General features: G+C 72.2%; 3 protein-coding genes. All 3 read right to left on the bottom strand.

Annotated elements, in window-relative coordinates; all coding sequences use genetic code 11:
* Positions 1-67: 67 nt before the first annotated feature.
* Positions 68-1,663, bottom strand: coding sequence for a glycerol-3-phosphate dehydrogenase/oxidase (locus tag ACFXAM_RS33155; protein ID WP_380296934.1), 1,596 nt, complete (start codon positions 1,661-1,663; stop codon positions 68-70).
* A gap of 146 nt (positions 1,664-1,809) precedes the next feature.
* Positions 1,810-3,330, bottom strand: coding sequence for a glycerol kinase GlpK (gene glpK, locus ACFXAM_RS33150; protein WP_380296932.1), 1,521 nt, complete (start codon positions 3,328-3,330; stop codon positions 1,810-1,812).
* A 92-nt stretch (positions 3,331-3,422) separates the two neighbouring features.
* A complete protein-coding gene (locus tag ACFXAM_RS33145) occupies positions 3,423-4,160 on the bottom strand; it encodes an MIP/aquaporin family protein (protein ID WP_380296930.1) in 738 nt (245 codons plus the stop codon).
* Positions 4,161-4,524: the final 364 nt, after the last annotated feature.

Raw genomic sequence — 4,524 nt, 5'->3', positions numbered from 1 at the left:
CCCACCCCCGGGGGGGGGCCCCCCCCCCCCGGGGGGGGCCCCCCCCGCCGCGTACCGGTGTGCGCGCCTACTTGGTTCCGCGCTCGGCGAGGAAGGCCTCGACCTCGGCCCGGACCTCCGGGGTGTCCAGGCCGCGCACGGTCATCGTGGTGCGGCGGCGCAGCACGTCGTCCGCGGTGTACGCCCACTCGTGGTCGGCCGCGTAGGCGACCTGCGCCCAGACGTCCGGGCCGTCCTCGTGGATCGGCCGGCCGAGCTCCGGGTTCTCGTCGATCATCCGGGCGATGTCGAAGGACAGCGTGCCGTAGTGGCCGGCCAGGTGCTTGGCGACCAGCGGCTCCATCCGCGAGCCCGGCTCGCGGTCGATCAGCAGGCGGTGCGCCACCGCGTTCGGCGCGCCGACGCCCGGCAGCGGGACGGTCGGGGCGATCGGGGAGATGTCCTCGCCGAGCGAGGTGCCGGGCACGTGGGCCAGCTTCTCCAGCACGGTGCGCCCGATGTGGCGGTAGGTGGTCCACTTGCCGCCGGCGACCGACAGCATGCCGCCCTTGCCCTCGGTGACGACCGTCTCGCGCTTGGCGGCGGCGGTGTCGCCCGGGCCGCCGGGCAGCACCCGCAGGCCGGCGAAGGTGTAGGTGATCAGGTCGCGGTCGAGGTGCTCGTCGCGGATCGCGTGCCCGGCCTCGCCGAGGATCTGGTCGACGTCCGCCTCGGTGGCCCGGACGTCCTTGGGGTCGCCGGTGTACTCCTCGTCGGTGGTGCCGAGCAGGACGTGGTCCTCCCACGGGATGGCGAAGGAGACGCGGTACTTGTCGATCGGGATGGTCAGCGCGGCGCGCCACGGCGAGCGGCGCTTGACCACCACGTGGGCGCCCTTGGACAGCCGGATCGACGGCGCGGCGCCGGCGTCCTCCATCCGGCGCAGGTGGTCCACCCACGGGCCGGTGGCGTTCAGCACCAGGCGCGCGTCGACGCCGAACTCGGTGCCGTCCATGCGGTCCTTCAGCTCGGCGCCGGTGACCCGGCCGCCGGTGAAGCGCAGGCCGGTGACCTCGGCGTGGTTGAGCACGACCGCACCGGCCTCGACGGCGGCGCGCACCGTCATCACGGCGACGCGCGAGTCGTTCATCTGGTGGTCGCCGTAGACGGCCACCGAGCGCAGGCCCTCGGTGCGCAGCGCGGGCACCTGCTGGGCGGCGTGCGCGGCGGTGGAGACCCGGCCCATGCCGTCGCGGAAGGCGGAGAGCGCCGAGTACAGGAACACGCCGGCGCCCAGCTTGGGCGCGCTGTGCGGGCCGCCCTTGTAGACCGGCACGAAGAAGGTCAACGGGTTGACCAGGTGCGGGGCGACGTCGGTGGAGAGCGCGCGGCGCTCCTTGTGGTTCTCGGCGACCAGCTTGACCGCGCCGGTCTGCAGGTAGCGCAGACCGCCGTGGACCAGCTTCGAGGAGGCGCTGGAGGTGGCGCCGGCGAAGTCGCCGGCGTCGACCATGGCGACCTTCAGGCCGGCCTGGGACGCGGTCCAGGCGACGGCGGTGCCGAGGATGCCGCCCCCGATCACCAGCAGGTCGTAGGTGGCCTTGCCGAGCAGCTCGCGGGTCTCGGCGCGGGTGGCGGTGCGGCCGGCGGTCAGCTCGGCGCCCAGGGTCGGGATGGTTGCCATGGTGTGTGTACGGCGCGCGGGTCGGGCGGCGCCGTTACTCCTCTCGGTGTGCGTACGGCCCCTGCGGCGAGGCCGGTCGGCCCGGTGCGGCGGGCCGGTGGAACGGGACGGGCCGGCCGGGGCAGGTGCCCCGGCCGGCGTCGCGGTCAGTCGGTCTCTTCCTCCTCCACCCAGCCCATGGTGCGCTCGACGGCCTTGAGCCACTTCTTGTACTCGCGCTCCCGGGTGGCCTCGTCCATCCGCGGGGTCCACTCGGCGGCGCGGTGCCAGTTGGCCCGCAGGGTGTCCAGGTCGGGCCAGAAGCCGACCGCGAGACCGGCCGCGTAGGCGGCGCCGAGGGCGGTGGTCTCGGCCACGTACGGGCGCTCGACCGGGGCGTCCAGGACGTCGGCGATGTTCTGCATGAGCAGGTTGTTGCTGGTCATGCCGCCGTCGACCTTGAGGGCGGTGAGCTCGACCCCGGAGTCCTTCTGCATGGCGTCGACGACCTCGCGGGTCTGCCAGGCGGTGGCCTCCAGGACGGCCCGGGCGAGGTGGCCCTTGGTGACGTACCGGGTGAGGCCGGCGATCACGCCGCGGGCGTCGGAGCGCCAGTACGGGGCGAACAGGCCGGAGAAGGCCGGGACGAAGTAGGCGCCGCCGTTGTCCTCGACCGTGTTGGCCAGGGTCTCGATCTCGGCGGCGGTGGAGATGATGCCGAGCTGGTCGCGCAGCCACTGGACGAGCGAGCCGGTGACGGCGATCGAGCCCTCCAGGGCGTAGACCGGCTTCTGGTCGCCGATCCGGTAGCCGACCGTGGTCAGCAGCCCGTGGTAGGAGTTGACGACCTTCTCGCCGGTGTTGAGCAGCAGGAAGGTGCCGGTGCCGTAGGTGGACTTCGCCTCGCCCTCGTCGAAGCAGGTCTGGCCGAACAGCGCGGCCTGCTGGTCACCGAGCGCGGCGGCGACCGGCACGCCCGCCAGGTCGCCGACGGCCTCGCCGTACACCTCGGCGGAGGAGCGGATCTCCGGCAGGACGGCCATCGGCACGCCCATCGACTCGGCGATCTTCTCGTCCCACTGCAGGGTGTGCAGGTTCATCAGCATGGTGCGGCTGGCGTTGGTCACGTCCGTGACGTGCTTGCCGCCGTCGACACCGCCGGTGAGGTTCCAGATGACCCAGGTGTCCATGGTGCCGAAGAGGATGTCCCCGGCCTCGGCGCGCTCGCGCAGGCCCTCGACGTTGTCCAGCAGCCAGCGGATCTTCGGGCCGGCGAAGTAGCTGGCCAGCGGGAGGCCGGTCTCGCGGCGGAAGCGGTCCTGGCCGACGTTGCGGCCCAGCTCGCGGCAGAGGCCCTCGGTGCGGGTGTCCTGCCACACCAGTGCGTTGTGCACCGGCTCACCGGTGTGGCGGTCCCACAGGACGGTGGTCTCGCGCTGGTTGGTGATGCCGATCGCGCGGATGTCGTCCCTGGTCAGGCCGGCCTTCTCCAGCGCACCGCGGACGACCGACTGCACCCGGGTCCAGATCTCGGTGGCGTCGTGCTCGACGTAGCCGGGCTGGGGGAAGATCTGCCGATGCTCCTGCTGGTCGACGGCGACGATGCGGCCGTCGGCGCCGAAGATGATGCAGCGGCTGGAGGTGGTGCCCTGGTCGATCGCGGCGATGTAGTTGCCAGTGGAGGTCATGAGGGTCCTCGGCTCGGGTCTCTGGGGGTTTGCGGGGTGGGTGGGCCTGACTCCGTGGTCAGTCCCCGTGCGCGGCGGGTTCGAACCCGGCCTCAGAAGATGGCGTTGTAGAGGCCGCCGGCCAGCAGGCCGCCGATGATCGGGCCGGCCACCGGGACCCAGGCGTAGGACCAGTCGGAGCCGCCCTTGTTGGGGATCGGCAGCAGCGCGTGCGCGATGCGCGGGCCGAGGTCGCGGGCCGGGTTGATCGCGTAGCCGGTCGGGCCGCCCAGCGAGAGGCCGATGCCGACCACGGTGAAGGCGACCATCAGCGTGCCCGTGCCGGACTGCGAGAGCCCGTTGTTGGTGCCGATGGTGAGGATCGCGAAGCAGAGCACGAAGGTGCCGATGACCTCGGTGAGGACGTTCTGGACCGGGTTCCGGACCTCGGGCCCGGTCGAGAAGATGCCGAGGGTCGGCTCCTGGTTGGCCTGGAACTGGCCGAGGTAGGTGGCCCAGACGAGCACGGCGCCGATGACCGCGCCGAGCATCTGGGAGCCGAGGTAGAGCGGCACCTGGCTCCACTCGCCGCTCTTCACGGCGAGTGCGACGGTGACGGCGGGGTTGAGGTGGGCGCCGGACTTCGGGGCCGACATGTAGGCGGCGATCAGGACCGCGAAGCCCCAGCCGAAGGTGATCGCCAGCCAGCCGGCGTTGAAGGCCTTCGACTTCTTGAGCGTCACGGCGGCGCAGACGCCGCCGCCGAGGAGTATCAGCGCGGCGGTGCCGAGGGTTTCGCCGACGAAAACGTCGCCGTTGGAGAACGCGGACACAAAGACTCCCTTGTCCATATGGCCCGGAGGTGAGGGTGGGGGCAGGGGCCGGGCGGACCGTCGGGCGGGTGAGCGCTCTGTGGGTGTGATTCGCACGGCCATCGTTCGACAATGTCGACCGTCATGCGGAAGCTTCCTCCCCGGGTCGCCCTCTCGTCAAGGCCGGGTTACGCAGCTGTGACCCTCGGCTCGTCGTGCTCCCCGATGCCGCTGGGCGGATCATCGGAATTTTGGACAAAACGGTAAGGCGCGGACGGGCATTTCGCCCGAGCACGGCCTTGGGAGTTAGGTTCGCCGCGCACCCCCCGGGCCCCCCGCCCCCCGCCACAAAACCCCCCCCCCCCGCCACGCACACCGGAACCCACGCCCCACCCCCGCCCAC

It is taken from the genome of Kitasatospora sp. NPDC059462 (assembly GCF_042749955.1).
In the GTDB taxonomy this organism is placed as follows: domain Bacteria; phylum Actinomycetota; class Actinomycetes; order Streptomycetales; family Streptomycetaceae; genus Kitasatospora.
Note: the sequence above shows the minus strand (reverse complement) of the source record. Positions and strands in the feature narration are given on the sequence as shown.

What these genes read in the sequence shown, in the direction of transcription:
- ACFXAM_RS33155 (WP_380296934.1), bottom strand. Translation starts at nt 1,663, where the DNA reads ATGGCAACCATCCCGACCCTGGGCGCCGAGCTGACCGCCGGCCGCACC.
- ACFXAM_RS33145 (WP_380296930.1), bottom strand. Translation starts at nt 4,160, where the DNA reads ATGGACAAGGGAGTCTTTGTGTCCGCGTTCTCCAACGGCGACGTTTTC.
- glpK (WP_380296932.1), bottom strand. Translation starts at nt 3,330, where the DNA reads ATGACCTCCACTGGCAACTACATCGCCGCGATCGACCAGGGCACCACC.